The organism is Legionella pelazae (assembly GCF_052527395.1).
Window position 1 is genome coordinate 462,919 of record NZ_JBNVZS010000001.1, and the last position, 16,397, is coordinate 479,315.

Below are 16,397 nucleotides of genomic sequence, written 5' to 3' on the forward strand. Positions count from 1 at the left end.
AACCATGAATCAAGAGTCTTACATCATCAATACACGTAAATATACTGCAGTTCAGGGTCTCAATCGTGAGCTTCTTTTAAATAAAGATAAAAATTATCTTTTTGATTTATCGTATTTAACAGTCTTAAGTGTTGAAGGCAATCAAGCTGAATCCTTTTTACAAGGGCAACTAACCTGTGATGTGCGCGATATAAATCATAATACTATGCGTCAAGGTGCATTATGTAATTTAAAAGGTCGCATCCAAGCTTTACTTGATATCGTTAACACCACAACTTACCAACTTATCTTAGCTACTGATTTAGTTTCAGATACGCTAGCCAGTTTAAGTAAAGTGGCCATGTTATCGCGGGTAAAATTACAAGTTAGAAGTGACTATAGAGTGTATGGATTTTATCACGGTAATAAAAATGACGAGCTACCATTTTATACTCGCTTACCTAAGAATAAATATGACTTATCTATAAATGAAGAGTGTTATTGTTACTGTCTTGGGGAATCGTATTTTATAATTGTTAGTCCTGCGGCTAATCATAATGCTTTGACAATACCTTTTATAAGGAATCAACAATTTTGGGGCTCACTAGCTTGGCATCGCCTGCAAATTAGACAAGCAAAAGTAGAAATTTATCCTAATACGCGTGGTTTATTCTTACCCCATCGGCTTGAACTTCATAGTCAAGGTTATATTAGTTTTAATAAAGGTTGCTATAAAGGGCAAGAAATTATTGCACGGACCCATTATCGAGCTAAACTAAAACATCACCTCGCAGTTTTTGAAATTCATACTAATGAATCGTTTAGTGCGGGAAATAAACTTTTTGATGAATCAGGTCAACGAGAAGTGGGAGAAATTGTTGATTATTGTCCTTTATCAATAGAGAGTAAATTCTTAATTGCTGCTAGTATTTTACACGATCATCCTAATAAAATTATTATTGAAGGTCAAAAGAAGAGTATTGTATTGGAAAAAAATTAACTTAGTTCAATTGCTTACGTGCTGTAACTTATAGGCAGCATCTAGTAATTAAGATCCTTCTCTGAATTCCGCGAACCAGTAGTCGCGGAACATAAGTATAAAAGTTACGGCTTGCGGATAGTAAATTGTCAACATACCGTATTCAATAGTCAATTAAGCTTCTTTTATCGCCTTGATAAAAATCTTAGGTAATGTGCTAAATAATAAAGCCACCCATTTAAATTTTCATTAACTGGCTTAATCAACGTTGAGCACTAGGATTAAAACCACAGTGCTCTAATAATGAAAGAATACTTAATATTAAAAAGATTCTAAGGTTCATATTTAAAATCAAACAACAGTAGTATCTTTTTCAGACATTTGAATGGTCGTTTGAGTAAGAGCTAATAATTCACGTATTGCAACAAAAAACATTGTATAATTGAGTGTAGTTGCAGAACGCAAGTCAGTTAAGACATGACGCCACCTGTTAATAAGTCCTGCGTGATGTTCAGACCACTCTCTAAAACATGTCATATAATCTCGTTTATCATCACCCAATCTGATAATACCAGCAGTTAATTGTCGCTGTTGCCAATCGAGATCATCTCGCAGTGCTTCTCTTGATAATGATTCCCAATTATTTTCAGCCGGATGAGCAATGACCTGATTACGAATCCATGCTAAATCTAAAAACTCACCAATACCAAAATAAACTTCCGCAACGCTTGTTACACTAATATCAAGTTGTTGAGAAACTTCAATAATATCCATCGCGGAGAATAATGGACGTGTCAGAGCTATTTCATGTGCTAAACTAGCCGGAATACCTAGCTCTAAGTACTGATTTAAGTATTCCTCATACTGAGCACGATTATTTTCACCAAATATAACTGGAATTGCACCTTTTAACTCAATTACACCAGGTGAGTATGCTTTAATTGCTTTACCTATATTTAAGCGCATTCGCTGATTACGTAAGAACCAGCGTGTAACACGCCTTAATAAACGTATATAAAGCATAATTAATTCCATCTGCTTATCAGCCGTCACAATCGGCTCAATACTTTCAATCTGCTTCCAAATATTATCAACTTCAAGCACACGCCGAGCGATTATATAAGCACGTACGATAGCAGCTACTGGCGCTCCAGTTTCTTCTTGCATTCTAAATATAAAAACAAAACTCATCTCATTTAAGATAATGTTACTGAGTTTAGTTGCAATAATTTCTCTTTTTAGCGGATGATTTTGCATTTCCTTACTAAACCTTTCTTGCAGCGGCTTAGGGAAATAATTAATTAAAAAGGCTTTAAGATAAGGATCTTCAGGAACATCAGAAGCTAGAATTTGCTCCTTTAGGATCATTTTACTGTAGCAAAGGAGGACGGATATAGTAGGCGGTGTTAAGCCTTTACCCATTAACTTTCGTTCCATTAGCAACTTTTCAGTCGGTAAAAACTCAACTGCTCTATCAATTTTACCCGTACGTTCTAATTCATTTAGGTAACGATTATGCAATTCAACCATGCGTAAACCTTGATTTGATGTAAGACTGATTGCTCGGGTTTGCATAAAATTATCAGCAAGTACTAAAGCGGCCACTTCTTCTGTCATTTCGCTTAATAACTCATTACGTTGCTTAAATGTTAAGTCACCAGCGGTAACAATACTATTGAGTAAAATTTTAATGTTTACTTCTTTATCTGAACAACTTACACCAGCGGAATTATCAATAAAGTCGGTATAAATAAGACCACCATTTAGAGCATATTCAACTCTTGCTAATTGCGTTAAGCCGAGATTACCGCCTTCAGTAACTACCTTACAACGTAACTGGTTAGCATTAATACGGGTAGCGTCATTAGTTCTATCACCTACATCAATATGGCTTTCGTTTTGAGCTTTGACAAACGTACCTATTCCAGCGCTCCAAAGTAAATCAACTCTGGCCTTTAAAATAACTTTTATTAACTCATTAGGTTCAATTTCATTAACAGTAATATCAAATACTTGTTTCATTTCCTTACTAACAGGAATTGATTTTGCAGTTCGATTAAAAACACCGCCACCTTTAGAAATTAATTTTCTCTGATAGTCCATCCAAGTTGAACGGGGTAGGTGGAACAACCGCTCGCGTTCTTTAAAACTCACCTCAGTATCAGGATGTGGGTCAATAAAAATATGAACGTGATTAAAAGCAGCAACTAACTTAATGTGCTTAGAAAGCAGCATACCATTACCAAATACGTCCCCCGACATATCGCCAATGCCAACTACCGTAAAGTTGGTTTTATTAATATCGACATTCATTTCATAAAAGTGACGCTTCACTGATTCCCAGGCACCTCTGGCGGTAATACCCATTTTTTTATGGTCATAACCGACTGATCCGCCTGATGCAAAAGCATCACCCAACCAAAAATTATATTCCAAAGAAATAGCATTAGCTATATCAGAAAAAGTCGCCGTCCCTTTATCAGCAGCAACAACTAAATAAGGATCATCTTCATCAAAGCAGATTACCTGTGGTGGTTTAATAACCGTACCTTCTTTGTAATTATCGGTAATATCAAGCAAACTGCGTATAAATAGTTGATAACAAGCAATCGCTTCAGCTTGTATATCTTCTCTATTACCTGTAGCAGGTAGACGCTTAGGTACAAATCCTCCTTTTGCGCCTGATGGAACAATAACCGCATTTTTAACTTGTTGAGCTTTCATAAGCCCTAAGATTTCAGTACGGAAATCTTCACGACGATCAGACCAACGCAATCCACCTCGCGCAACTTTGCCGCCTCGTAAGTGCACGCCCTCAAATCGAGGTGAATAGACAAAAATTTCAAACATTGGATAAGGTTTAGGTAATCTTGGAATTAGCTTGCTATTAAGCTTAATAGCAATACAAGATTTATGTTTACCCTGATTATCAACTTGATAAAAATTAGTTCTTACAGTTGCAGTAATAGCTTGAATATACTGTCTAATAATTTTATCTTCGTCTAAATTTGAGACATCATCTAATGATTTAAGAATTTGATTTAATTGATCTGTAAACTGCATATCACGAGTCGTAGATTCCTGCGGGTTAAATCGAATATCAAAAAGCTGAACTAATTTCCTCGCAATTGTAGCATTGTTATTGAGTGCAGTTTCTATATATTCTTGGCTAAAAGTAAACCCAATTTGCTTGAAGTACTTAGCGTAAGTACGAAGAACAGCAACTTGGCGCCAATTTAAGCCAGCACCAAGTACTAATTGATTAAAACCATCATTATCAGCCTCGCCTGTCCATATGTGAGCAAAGGCATTTTGAAAGAGATCTTTTATTTCATCAATATCAAAAGACATTTGCTTGGTATATTGCAAAGCAAAATCATTAATCCAGGTAATGCGACCATCTTCAAATTTTAAAACATACGGTCTTTCACTAATAGCACGCATGCCTAAGTGCTCAACTATTGGCAATACATCCGATAAAGGAATAGTGACATCATGCTGATAGATTTTTAAACGAAAATTGTCAGCCAATTCATGCATTGGACGATAAAAATTCATGACTAGCGGGTTATCCTGAGACAAGGCTTCAACATGCTTGATATCATAAACGGCCGTACGAGCTGTGAAATTATCGCGATAATTACTAGGAAAAGCATTTTTATAGCGTGAATAAAGTCGATTGGCTACTTCTTCTCCAAATGCTTCAGACAGAAAATGAAGCAGATCATCCGTCCAAGATCGACCCACCTCAATTAGCTTTCGCTCAATTTCCTTAACATCCCACTGTGCATTATCGTCAGGATTGGTTCTGATTAAGAAATGAATACGGGCTAGAATAGATTCTGTAAACGTAGTAGAAAATGTAATCTCTAAAGCATGAAAGCTTTCTTCTAATATTTTTTCCATTGCATGGCGCAATTCAGAAGTAAAACGATCTTTAGGTACATAAACCAAGCAAGATACAAAACGTCGGTATGGATCGGTACGTACAAATAATCGAATACGTCGACGTTCCTGCATATAATAAATACCCATAGCAATTTCTAACAATTCATCCTCTGAGGCTTGAATGAGTTCATCTCTGGGCAATGTTTCTAAAATATTTAATAGTATTTTACCAGCATGGCTTCGCGGCTCTAAATTAGAGTTTTTCATTACTTGCGCCACTTTATGGCGTAAAAATGGAATATGTTTAGGATTAGTATTGTAAGCAGCTGACGTATAAAGGCCTATAATACGACGTTCACCAATCACCTGGCCTTCCTTATTAAAACGTTTAATGCCAATATAATCGGTGTAAGTACGCCTATGTACAGTGGCTTCAGTATTAGTTTTAGACATGACTAATATGCGTGGCGATAGAGTTAACTCACGTGCCTCAGGAGTCATGGATGAGATACTGCGTGCATTTGATTTACTTAAACTAGGTCTAAGCACGCCTAAGCCCGTCTCAGGTAAAGGCTGCAAAACCACTTCCTCGCCTTTTTCTACTAATTCATAATCTCGCACGCCTAAGAAAGTAAAATGATGATCTTCTATCCAATTTAGAAAGGCTTTAGTTTCTTCAGCCTCAGCTGGGTCAAGAACCCCCTTAAGGTGGTCAATTTCTTCAATCGCTTCACATACTTTTTTACGCATTTCCGGCCAATCTTCAACGACAGCGCGGTTATCATCTAAAACTCTTTCAATATTGCGATGTAACTCTTCAAGAATAGTGGGATTAGTTTGCCTATCAATTTCCATAAAAATAGGTGCTTCTACCAAAACATCAGGCTTCTTTCCACTACCACGAGGTAAAACAGCTATAACATTATTATCAGTATCTCTTCTTACACATAAGCCGCCTAAATAAATAACTAAATGGGAAGCAAGTCCTAGACGCGTAATGACCATACGTAATGAATCTACTAAGAATGGAATATCTCTTGTAATAACTTCAACGACAGTATGTGTCGTTTGCCAGCCGTGTCGTTCAAATTCAGGATTATAAATGCGGACCTTTGTTTCATTGGGTGCTCTGTGTTGCATAAAAGCCCAAAAATTAATAGTAGCACCGTATAAATCATCAATATCCCACTCTTGAAGGTCGTCTAATGCTACAGTACCTAAAAATTGCTGTACAAAAGCAGCACATAGCTCTGCCTGCTCTGGATTCATCTTCTGCTTAATTTTAGTTACTACATCATTAATAATTAAAACTTTGCTCTCTTCAAATTTGTAAGACATTCATTCACCTCATTAGGCATGAAAAAAAATTGTACGAATTATATACCGTTGCTGTAATGCGGTATAGATGAAGCGCTTGTAAATTGTTAATTTTTTAACAACAAGTTTTTTATTTCTCTTAGCCCTTAGACAAGCCCTTTAAAAGACTCATTATACAGTTCAATCTTCTATTTAATATTAGTCTTAATGTTACTCAATGCACACATAAGTATTAAGTTTGACCCAATCAGCAAATCTTATAATATCGGTACTACACATACGTATACAACCATGTGATTGAGGCTTACTTATATCAGTATCATCCGCTATGCCATGAATGTAAATATAACGCTCTAAACTATCTACATTACCCTCTTTATTACGTCCTTTTTCTAATCCATCTAATTGCATAATTCTTGATAAAATCCAGTCTCGCTTTGAATACTTTTTAGCTAATTGAGGAGAATAGATCTCACCTGTCCATTTCCTACCTACAAAAATACTATTTATAGGAGCGTTCCTGCCAATATGCGAATAAATCCGATGCCAACCTCTTGGTGTACACTCACTTCCCTTTAATTCACCTATTCCATTTTTTGCTGTTGAAATAGGATAGATTTCTAAAAGAATATCATTATCATAGCAATACAATTGCTGTTTTTTAATTGAAATAAAAACAAACTGATTAGTCATTTAATTATCTATCCCTAATAACTCTTAACACAAAGTTACTTAATTGAGACTGTTTTAGTATTAACAAACTCAAGAATTCCTTCTCTCGATAACTCTCTGCCATAACCTGAGAATTTCACACCACCAAAAGGCACTCTAGGATCTGACGAAACAAAAGCATTTACAAAGCACACACCTGTATTTATTTCGTTCTTAGCAATGGCTTCACCACGAGCTATGTCACGCGTGAAAATGGCAGCTGCTAGACCATAACGACTCTTATTAGCAAGCGAAATCGCTTCCTCTTGATTTTTACAGCGACTAATAGCAATGACAGGCCCAAATAATTCTTCATCAAAAGCAGGCATACCAGGTTTTACATTTATAAGTATAGTAGGTGGATAATAATAGCCCTTTCCCGCTGGGATCTTTCCACCTGCCAGCAAAACGGCCCCTTTATTAATACTTTCTTCTACTTGTTTATGTAGGGTATCTCGTAAATCTTTACGGGCCATGGGACCAAGCTTAGTAGAAGAATTTTTAGGATCACCCGACGTGTAGGCCGGTAATAATGACAAAATTTTAGAAACTAAATCATCGTGAATGGCTTCTTCAACAATGATACGTTTTGCTGCAATGCAAACTTGCCCACAATTATTTAAACGTGATGCCAGAATATTTTGGGCAGCTAATTCAATGTCTGCGTCAGCCAAAATTAAATAAGGATCATTACCACCAAGCTCCAAAACAGATTTTTTTAGATTTGCTGCAGCAAGACTTGCAACTAAGCGACCTGTTTTTTCGCTACCTGTAAAGCTTAGTGCTGCAATTTTAGGATAAGCAATTGCTTTTGCGGTCACTTCATTTTCTAAAATAATATGTTGAAATAAATGAGGTAAAAATCCCGCATCCTTAAATAATTGCTCAATTGCATCCCCTGCGCCTATTGAATTTGGTGCATGTTTTAAAATAGCGGCATTACCTGCCATAATCGTTGGAATTGCAAAACGAAAAACCTGCCAAAAAGGGAAATTCCAAGGCATTATCGCTAGAATAACACCAATAGGTTCATGGGCCACAAATGTTTTAGTCATTTCTGTTTGTACAATGCGAGGCTTAAGAAATTCTTCTGCATGTTCAGCATAATATTGACAAACCCAGGCACATTTTTCAATTTCTGCTTGACTTTGGCTAATAGGCTTACCCATTTCTTGAGTAATAAGATTACTTAACGTTTCTTTCCTTGCCTGCAATAGATTTATCAAATTAGTCATTAATAAACTGCGCTTTGAAAAAGGTACACGTCGCCATTCTTTAAATGCCAAATAACCTTGGTCAATTACTTGATACATAGCTTCTTCATCACAAGGAGTATAGCTTTGCAATATATCTTCAGTAGCTGGATTGATAGTTTGAATAATCATAGCTCGTCCTTTCAAATTATTTCTAAAGTGTAGACCACGAGTCGACTGAAGCCAATGATATAGATAAAATTGCTAAGTTGATTAAAATATAACAATTAATTTATTGAATCATTATTAAATTATTCTTCCCCTTTGCAAATTCTTGCGTATTCGATTTAATTGTTGTTACTATTTTGCGTGTTGAATTATTTGATCTTAAATTAGTTTTTAATTTAGAAAAAATAACATTATTTTGTACAACTTAATTTTTTTTAATCAAGTTGTTTGAAAAACAAATTTTTAATAGAGAAATTCATTAAAAACTGTCTAAATATTAGACCATTAAAACTATTGCTTAAGGGCTTAGGATAAAAAATGACGAACAAAACGCTAAGCTACCATCCTGCTCATTACCTAGCTGCATGGGCTGTGCATGCTTTTACTGCAAGTGCTGCCTGCGCTGGACTTTTTACACTTATCAAAATTTATCAACATGAATATATTCATGCGCTTTGGTTTATGGCAGCTACCGTTGTTATTGACGCTGTTGATGGTACTCTAGCTAGATTGGTAGGCGTTAAAAGAGTACTACCAAACATTGATGGTGCCCTGCTAGACAATATAGTTGACTATTTAAATTATGTTATTACACCTTGTTTTTTTCTTTTTGTTAAAGCAGATATGCTTCCACCTGATTTAGCAGTTTTAATTATTGTTGCAATTATTATTACTTCATCTTATCAATTTTGCCAAGCTGATGCAAAAACGCCAGATCACTTTTTCAAAGGCTTCCCTTGCTATTGGAACATTGCTATTTTCTATATGTTTATTCTTGATACTTCCATGAACACTAATGCTTTAATTTTATCCATTCTTTGTATTTTAATCTTTGTACCTATTAAATATGTTTACCCCTCTCGATTAGATTACCTTACTGAATCAAAACTATTAAAAGTATTAATGCATAGTTTTTCCCTTTTATATGGGATTTGTTCGGCGATTGTTTTATGGACTTACCCTACCATTAATCGCCTCTGTTTAGTTTTGTCATTAGGTTATATTATAATGTATTTGACTTTAAGTATTTATCGAACTTACTCACCTATGTTGCTTTCTAAAATTGCCTCCTATAAAGATTAATTTAAGGGAAGATATACTCTTATTATCTAAAGAGGCTTTCACCAGTAAATAGCCATTGAAAATACTTTTAATCACATTAAAATAACAACATTACTTAAAGTTGAAAAGGGCATCATGTTTATAAATAGATTAGTTTTACTGGCTATATTTTTAACAATAGATACAATAGCCCATGCTCGCTTCCCCCGGGGTTGTGAGGTGACAGGTTTTGGTTACAATGGTCCGAATCTTGTAATAAATGATAAAGGGGGGCAAACGTTTTATTTAATGCAAAATCGCAGTGATTACCTTATTGAGCTAAGGCGGGTAGAAACAGAAGATGCGTTTATGAGCCCGTCACTAACAGCTAAAATAAATCCTAAAAACTGGGCTGCTTTTGCATCAGATGTAGACAACCTACATTTCCAATGCTTTCATATTGAAGACAATAATACAAAACAAGTTGATTGTCGGGAAGTTTTAGATGTTTGTCAGTATCCGCGAGTAAAATTTGCCCTTAGCAATATGGGCAATTACTGGGTTTCTGTTAATAAAACACAGCGTAGTGTAATTAATGATTCAACAGCTAAAGGCATCTATTTACGCTGGTAAATTTAAAATTAAACTAAGCTGCCAGTATTAGAAAAACCTTATTGGACGAAATTAACTAAATATCATTCTCAATAAACTTAAGCAAACAGTGTTTATTGTTGAAGAAACGTAAAGGGATGCAATGTTAAAAAAGGAGGTTGTTTTTCTTTTTATTGGAATCTTAGGTGCAATTATATCACTTATTGGCTTAACACAAAGTTTTGCACCTGTTTTTTATGTTATTGGATCAACGTTATTACTTATTACGGCTAGTTATTTTAAGTTATTTTATTTTATTGCGCTTGAAATTATTTTAGTGGCTGGGCATGGCGCTCAATTGTTAGGTATAGGGTTTATTGTACAAGCAGCTATACCTATATTACTCTGTATTCAGTTATTGGTTTTTTATCTTTTAAGTGGACGATTAAGTAATATTTTTTTAATTATAGGTATTGTTGGTATTGCTGCTCTATCTATTGGATTATCCTATGAAAATCAGTGGATATTTTTTCTTGGTAGTACAGCAATTGCAATTTTTGCTTATTCTTATTCGTACAGAAAACCACCTGCACTGATATGGGCAATCATGAATACAGTTTTTGCGTTAACAGCACTTATTAGAATTATTTTTTTTCATAATTAGTTTAGGATAAAGAATGGCTAAAACAGCTTCTAAAATGGTACCACTAGGCAGCCCAGCTCCAGCATTCTGTTTACCAGATGTTATTAGCGGGGAAAACATCAATTTAAGTGAACAAGAAGATATTAAATGTACCGTCATTATGTTTATTTGTAATCATTGCCCTTATGTTAAACATATTAATAAAGGGCTCGTTCAGTTAACAAATTCCTATCAGGATCAGGTACGTTTTATTGCTATTAATTCTAATGATATTGAGAGCTATCCTGATGATTCACCTGAAAATATGAAAATCACCGCTTTAAGAGAAGGTTATTCTTTTCCCTATCTTTTTGATGAGACTCAAGAAATTGCAAAGGCATATCATGCTGCTTGTACGCCTGATTTCTTTGTCTATGATAAAAATCTAAATTTGGTTTATCGAGGCCAATTTGACGATTCGCGCCCTGGTAATCAAATTCCTGTTACAGGAGAGTCACTCCGTCAAGTTATTGATTGTCTGTTAGCAGATAAACCTGTCTCAGAAATCCAAAAACCTAGTTTAGGATGTAATATAAAATGGAAAAAGTAGAATTTAACTATAAGTTATCTTTTTATGTTCCAGAAAGTCATTTAGATACAGTAAAAGAAGCCTTATTTGCTATAGGGGCCGGTACGCAAGGCGATTATGATAAAGCCTGTTGGCAATGCTTAGGTCAAGGCCAGTTTCGTCCTACAGGCAATGCAAATCCAGCTATTGGTGAAATCAATAAACTAAATTATGTTCCTGAATATAAAGTAGAGATTTTATGTCGTGCAAAAATCATAAAAAAAGCTGTTCAAGTACTATATGAAAATCATCCTTATGAAGAGCCTGCTTATGATGTTGTTCGAATAGAGAATATTTAAATAGAATTAGAAATAATTATTCTGCATAAATTATAAATTGGCAGTTATATTTTGTAAGGACAATTTAGGTATCCAGATATGACAAAACAGCTCAAAACTTCTTGTTTGAATTTACTTGGCTGCGTCTATCATTGGGCTTAATTGATTGCTATGCACTAGTTAAACTTTTTCTTCAAATATTTTACTACTATTTAAATTAACAGCAATTAGAACAGCTTTTATACATAGCGTGGTATATACCATGATTATTAAAGAAGAATAATTGAGCTAAAAGAAAATGCAATACATAGATTGCTTATCCTGCTTAATAAGACAGCCTTTTACAAATTGATATCGATTTAATCCACCTCTAACATAAACTTAAAACGCGAATTCCGAATTAAAATCGGTTAAAATCAAGAAAAATCAACGCAATAAAGGCAAAACAATCTGTTTGCTATTTGTTTATTTCTTTTCACTAAGTTGTCTATTTCTAACCTGGGTTACAACTTTATTTGCTACCCAGGTTAAGGTTATAAGGTTATTTAGATTATTTTGCTGAAACAACTTGTACTTGAACTTGAGCAGTGATATCGCTATGAACATGGATATCAATTACATAATCACCGACTGAATGAATTGGACCTTCAGGTAGAGAAATCTCACGTTTACTCACTTCAATTTCTTTAGCAATTAAGGCATCTCTAATTTCACTAGCACCAATTGAGCCATAAAGCTTGCCCTCATCACTGGCTAGTGCAGAAATAACAATTGAAGTATCATTTAACTTAGCTGCACGTTGCTCAGCACGCGCTTGATCTTGTTGAGCTTTCTTTTCTAATTCGGCACGACGTTTTTCAAAATACTCAATGTTTTTCTCTGTTGCAAAAACAGCTTTATTCTGTGGTATTAAGTAGTTGCGGCCGTAACCTGCCTTGACTTCCACTCTATCACCTAAATTTCCTAAATTTCTTACTTTCTCTAATAAAATAACTTCCATCATTCACCTCTTGATTCTTGAATTTTTATCTAAGGATAAATGTAACCTTAGATCAAATAAACTATCTAATGAGCCGAAAAACACATAGATTGGGAGCATTATATAGGGCACGATTATAAGTGGCACAAATAATAGAAAAATAGTAATTAAATCTCTTTTTCTAGCCATTATATTAAAAAATAAACTAACCCCAGCAAACATTAGATAAACCACTAAAAGCGGTAGACAGCTAATGGCAATAGGATTATTTTGATATACCCCAAAAGTAGCCATAATTAATAACAATACACCAATACGACTTGCTCGAAACGCAAGCATTTCTTTTCTAAATCCACCTGGATAAAATAACAGCGATTGAATTCCTCGTGCTAGCATTAATGAGCCTAGGGCAGAAAAGACTAGACTTAATACTCTAATACTCAGCAAAGAATTAATGATCAAATTAGGACTAGCGCGTTGCTGGCTCTCTAAGAGTTGCACCAACATGTGATTTGGATCTATTTCCTTTAATGCAGCAAGTAATAGAGCATACTGTTCATTAGCGTAATTAGGTAAAAACCCGTGAACTAAGCTAATAATTATTAGTGCAGCAATTAAAATACCAAATACTACTATTTTCCAATTTGCAGTTAACCTTAATACTAAGGCAGCACTAAAACCTATAATAAATGTTATTATAGTCATAGAAAAAGCGTGCCCTAAATTAGTATTAAATAGATAAGAAATGTAACTTGCAACAATTCCACAAATAAATACCTTAAAGCCATCAATAAATCCCTTCCGTAAGGTAACTAGGGTTATCACTGCTAATGATAGCCAAGTAGTAAGGGGGGTTAAGGCCAATATTGCAGCTACAAAAAATGCCCAAATTTCATTTTTTAATAAATATTGACCCTGATTGCGCAAAAAGGTATTCATAAATTTCTATTATCGATGACTGTCACAATAAGGCAATAGCCCTAAGAAACGAGCACGCTTAATAGCTTGTGCTAACTGCCGCTGAAAACGTGTTGGTACACCTGTAATTCTGCTTGGTACAATTTTTCCAGTCTCAGTAATATAGTTTTTTAATAAATTAATATCTTTGTAATCGATTTCGCTAGAGCCTTCGGCATTGAAACGACACATTTTTTTACGACGGAAATAGGTTGACATCTCAATTCTCCTTAAGCTGCTCTCGTATCTTTATCTTTATCTTTTTTCATTAATGCAGATTCCTCAGTCACTGCATGCTTTTTAAGGATAATCAGATTACGAATAATGGCATCATTAAACTTAAACGCATTCTTTAATTCATCAATTGCGGCTTGATTACATTCAACATTCATTAAAATATAATGTGCTTTATGAACATCTTTAATTGAATAAGCTAATTGACGACGGCCCCAATCTTCTCGACGGTGAATAACGCCGTCGTGTTTGGTAATAATACCTTCGTAACGTTCAATCATACCTGGCACTTGCTCACTTTGATCAGGGTGAACAAGGAATACAATTTCATAATGTCTCATGAATTCTCCTTATGGATTAAAGCCTTCTTTAAATAGGAAAGTAAGGCAAGGGTTTGAAACGGGCGATTTTAACTCATTTTTGTGCAGGGAGCAAACTTCACTATCAATGAAAATTCTTTAATAATCTTAACTAATTTTAGCAAATTTTTATAAGTAGCTGTATTAATTATTTACTTCTATCTAGAAAGATAAATGTATTAAATAAAAGTAAACAAATTATTAAAGACATAACTAAGCTTTAAATGAGCTTAACTTCTTCATTATGCAAGAAATTAGTTACTTCATATATAGAATCTGATTTAAGTTTATAATGACTGGTGATTTTATATAAACCCTTTTCAAACTGTTTGTGTTCAATATGCAAAAACGTTGCTTTTACATAATCCATACGATATAACGTCTTAAAAAAAAGAGATTTATATGGATATCGTTACTGTTAACTTTGAAGAAACGTTAAAAATCACTGTCAAAAATAAGAGTATTTTGCTTGTGGCGTTTAAAACGCTAGAACATGGTAATATTAAATTTGGCGTTGAGGCACCCCGCTCAGTAAAAATTCATCGAGAAGAGATTTACCAAGCAATCCAATTAAAAGAGAAACAAAGTGAAGTTACTTAACTTTACTGCTTTAAAACGTCCTGATAGAGCCTGCTCGATTATAGCAGGATTATTAATAGGCTTACTTTCAAGTCTAGCTTTTTATGTTAATTCACATTATTACCACTATATAGGTAACAATTATTTTCCACCTTTCGCACTATGGGCTGCAATTTGCTTGTTTCTTATTTTAATTGGTCTAAGGTTACAATTTGGTAATAATGACTATTTCATCGAAATCACGCATGCCTTCGCGGGTATTTATCTCACCATGCTACTTATTGCCCTAGCGACTAATGCAGCGCAATACAGTCCCTTTCCACCTATTGATAAATATATTGTTGCTCTAGAGTCTCAATTTTATATTGACTTACCTGCTCTAATGGCTTGGACTAACCAACATCCTAATTTTAAATTAGTACTTGGTTTAGCCTATGATAGTCTAGCTTGGCAAATGGGCTTCTCCCCTTTGTTAGTAGCACTATTAGGTCAGTTTTCCAAAGTTTGGGAATATTTTTGTTTATTATTAATTTCAGCAATAATTGGGTTTACTTTTTACTATTTTTTTCCCACCACAGCACCTGCAAGTATTTTAAAAAGTCCTTTTTTCTTACCGGAACAATATATCACCGGCATAAAATTTATGCAGATTCATAATCATCAACAACCTACTTCCCTTGAAGGCGGTATGGTTGCCTTACCTTCTTTTCATTTTATTTGGGCTTGGTTATGCCTATATATTGTTAGAGGTTTTAAACTCTTATTTATAGTAATGATACCTATTAATTTCTTTCTTGCTTTAGCTTGTATCTTATTAGGCTGGCACTATCCTTTAGATTTGATCGGTAGTGTTCTTGTGCTACTTATAGCCCATTTTATTTATAATTATCTTAAAAAAAGAAGCTGGCTTAACCAATCTTAACTGGAATACCAGAAGGAAAATTAACTTCAGCTTGAATTTGCTTGTTATGCTTATCCAATATACTTCTGTGCTTTGCCAACAGATTAGCCGCTAACAGACTTAAATTCGTGCTTTGCTGTTCAACCAAAACAGGATGCGCTTCAAGAAAAATTGCGCCATTTGCGTAGCCTAGTTTGACAGGTTCATTAATAACTCTGACTGAGGTACCTACTTTTATATAATCAAATAAAAACTCAATATCTTCAGGCATCATACGAATACATCCTGCACTTACACGTGAGCCAACAATATCACGACGGTTGGTACCGTGAATTAAATAAGTTGGCCAACCCAATCTTAACACATGTCTACCAAGAGGATTTCCCTCACCAGGAGGAAATTCCTCAGGAATTGGGGTGCCATGTCGAGCAGCTTCTGCTCTTACATTCGCCGTAGGTCGCCAGTGCGGATCCCGCTCTTTTGCAATAATTTTAGTAACACCAAGAGGTGTTTTCCAACCTTCCCTGCCAATACCAACTGGCATTGTGATGACTACATTATCGCCTGGCACATAATAATAGAGCCTAAACTCAGCTAGATTAATAACTAAACCTTGGCGGGGCCCTGGCGGCAATATATATTGCGAAGGAATGATAACTTTGGTTTGAGGATACAGTGGCCGCAATGGATCTAGTTTTGGATTAGCCTGTACCATTTCATGATAACCAATATCGTAACGTATTCCTACATCACTTAAGGTTTCTCCAGCTTGGACAGTTGCATACTGTATTTTGCCAATTAAATCACTGTGCCCAGAAAGAACCCAAATTGCTGCATAATTGGTTGACGTGATTATTAAAAACAACAAGCAGATAAGATATTTGATAAGTATCATTGAAGCTGCTCTCTTTGTCATAGCGCATGATAACCTGA

16 protein-coding genes are annotated in these 16,397 nt (G+C 34.8%); 8 read left to right on the top strand and 8 right to left on the bottom strand.

What is annotated here, in order from left to right:
- Positions 1-4 precede the first annotated feature (4 nt).
- Entirely contained in the window at positions 5-979 is a 975-nt protein-coding gene (gene ygfZ / locus ACQUW5_RS02040; protein ID WP_444989508.1) for a CAF17-like 4Fe-4S cluster assembly/insertion protein YgfZ, read from the top strand.
- A gap of 330 nt (positions 980-1,309) precedes the next feature.
- On the opposite strand, the gene ACQUW5_RS02045 is transcribed toward ygfZ, so the two are convergent.
- The 3 genes from ACQUW5_RS02045 to ACQUW5_RS02055 form a co-directional block, all read right to left on the bottom strand.
- Positions 1,310-6,184 carry an NAD-glutamate dehydrogenase gene (locus ACQUW5_RS02045; RefSeq protein WP_444989510.1) on the bottom strand — a complete coding sequence of 1,625 codons (4,875 nt, stop codon included), beginning with the start codon at positions 6,182-6,184 and terminating at the stop codon, positions 1,310-1,312.
- 189 nt (positions 6,185-6,373) lie between these two features.
- Positions 6,374-6,856, bottom strand: coding sequence for a L,D-transpeptidase family protein (locus ACQUW5_RS02050; RefSeq protein ID WP_444989512.1), 483 nt, complete (start codon positions 6,854-6,856; stop codon positions 6,374-6,376).
- 35 nt (positions 6,857-6,891) lie between these two features.
- Positions 6,892-8,259, bottom strand: a complete 1,368-nt coding sequence (locus ACQUW5_RS02055) for an NAD-dependent succinate-semialdehyde dehydrogenase (RefSeq protein WP_444989513.1) — start codon at positions 8,257-8,259, stop codon at positions 6,892-6,894.
- Positions 8,260-8,613: 354 nt separating this feature from the next.
- Here ACQUW5_RS02055 and pcsA point away from each other — a divergent pair, with 354 nt between their 5' ends.
- The 5 genes from pcsA to ACQUW5_RS02080 all read left to right on the top strand — a co-directional run bounded on the left by pcsA (position 8,614) and on the right by ACQUW5_RS02080 (position 11,476).
- Positions 8,614-9,378, top strand: a complete 765-nt coding sequence (gene pcsA, locus ACQUW5_RS02060) for a phosphatidylcholine synthase (protein ID WP_444989515.1) — start codon at positions 8,614-8,616, stop codon at positions 9,376-9,378.
- Positions 9,379-9,492: 114 nt separating this feature from the next.
- The gene (locus ACQUW5_RS02065; protein ID WP_444989517.1) at positions 9,493-9,969 is read left to right on the top strand and encodes an enhanced entry protein EnhB; all 477 of its coding nucleotides are present in this window, start codon (positions 9,493-9,495) and stop codon (positions 9,967-9,969) included.
- A 121-nt stretch (positions 9,970-10,090) separates the two neighbouring features.
- The gene (locus ACQUW5_RS02070; protein WP_444989519.1) at positions 10,091-10,591 is read left to right on the top strand and encodes a hypothetical protein; all 501 of its coding nucleotides are present in this window, start codon (positions 10,091-10,093) and stop codon (positions 10,589-10,591) included.
- Positions 10,592-10,604: 13 nt separating this feature from the next.
- Positions 10,605-11,159, top strand: a complete 555-nt coding sequence (locus ACQUW5_RS02075; protein WP_444989521.1) for a thioredoxin family protein — start codon at positions 10,605-10,607, stop codon at positions 11,157-11,159.
- Entirely contained in the window at positions 11,147-11,476 is a 330-nt protein-coding gene (locus ACQUW5_RS02080; protein ID WP_444989523.1) for a YqfO family protein, read from the top strand. The genes ACQUW5_RS02075 and ACQUW5_RS02080 overlap by 13 nt, the downstream gene beginning before the upstream one ends.
- 529 nt (positions 11,477-12,005) lie before the next feature.
- On the opposite strand, the gene rplI is transcribed toward ACQUW5_RS02080, so the two are convergent.
- From rplI to rpsF, 4 genes are read right to left on the bottom strand one after another with little or no spacing between them, the layout of a single operon-like run.
- A complete protein-coding gene (gene rplI, locus ACQUW5_RS02085) occupies positions 12,006-12,455 on the bottom strand; it encodes a 50S ribosomal protein L9 (RefSeq protein ID WP_444989613.1) in 450 nt (149 codons plus the stop codon).
- Between the two features lie 3 nt (positions 12,456-12,458).
- Entirely contained in the window at positions 12,459-13,373 is a 915-nt protein-coding gene (locus ACQUW5_RS02090) for a hypothetical protein (RefSeq protein WP_444989525.1), read from the bottom strand.
- Positions 13,374-13,382: 9 nt separating this feature from the next.
- Positions 13,383-13,610 (bottom strand): 30S ribosomal protein S18, encoded by a 228-nt coding sequence (gene rpsR / locus ACQUW5_RS02095; protein WP_115331351.1) that lies wholly within the window; start codon positions 13,608-13,610, stop codon positions 13,383-13,385.
- A gap of 11 nt (positions 13,611-13,621) precedes the next feature.
- A complete protein-coding gene (rpsF, locus tag ACQUW5_RS02100) occupies positions 13,622-13,966 on the bottom strand; it encodes a 30S ribosomal protein S6 (protein WP_444989527.1) in 345 nt (114 codons plus the stop codon).
- A gap of 420 nt (positions 13,967-14,386) precedes the next feature.
- On the opposite strand from rpsF, the gene ACQUW5_RS02105 reads away from it, so the two are divergent.
- Positions 14,387-14,584 carry a carbon storage regulator gene (locus ACQUW5_RS02105; protein WP_444989529.1) on the top strand — a complete coding sequence of 66 codons (198 nt, stop codon included), beginning with the start codon at positions 14,387-14,389 and terminating at the stop codon, positions 14,582-14,584.
- Positions 14,571-15,485: a phosphatase PAP2 family protein gene (locus ACQUW5_RS02110; protein WP_444989531.1), complete on the top strand. Its 915-nt coding sequence runs from the start codon at positions 14,571-14,573 to the stop codon at positions 15,483-15,485. The genes ACQUW5_RS02105 and ACQUW5_RS02110 overlap by 14 nt, the downstream gene beginning before the upstream one ends.
- Here ACQUW5_RS02110 and ACQUW5_RS02115 read toward each other — a convergent pair.
- Entirely contained in the window at positions 15,472-16,359 is an 888-nt protein-coding gene (locus ACQUW5_RS02115; RefSeq protein WP_444989533.1) for a L,D-transpeptidase family protein, read from the bottom strand. The genes ACQUW5_RS02110 and ACQUW5_RS02115 overlap by 14 nt on opposite strands.
- Between the last annotated feature and the right edge of the window lie 38 nt (positions 16,360-16,397).